Source organism: Oceanobacillus saliphilus (assembly GCF_023522835.1).
In the GTDB taxonomy this organism is placed as follows: domain Bacteria; phylum Bacillota; class Bacilli; order Bacillales; family Amphibacillaceae; genus Oceanobacillus; species Oceanobacillus saliphilus.
In genome coordinates this window covers 1-267 of sequence record NZ_JALCZU010000161.1, presented here as the reverse complement: position 1 = coordinate 267, position 267 = coordinate 1, and the positions used below count along the sequence as shown (strand labels likewise).

Annotated in this window: 1 protein-coding gene; it reads right to left on the bottom strand. The window is 43.4% G+C overall.

All coding sequences use genetic code 11. The features are described from left to right. Positions 1 to 267: hypothetical protein (locus MN204_RS20785; protein ID WP_249872951.1), on the bottom strand; the 267-nt coding region annotated here is incomplete at both ends.

The window sequence follows — 267 nt, the reverse complement described above, 5'->3', positions numbered from 1 at the left end:
AACAACTTCTTTTACAATTTCATCAATCGCCTGCTTGGTTGTCTGCCAATCATCATTAACAACAACCTTAGCAACATTTGTTAATTCAGTCGGCAATTGTGTGTCGCGCTGATATTCATCACTGGCTAAACGTGCCTTAACTGCCGCAACATCATCCCCACGCTTTTCCAAACGCGTCAATAATTCTGAAGACTCACTCACCGTCAAATAAATAACGACTGCTTCATCCGGTAGTTCACGTGCATAAGTAATCGCCCCAGCCGTATC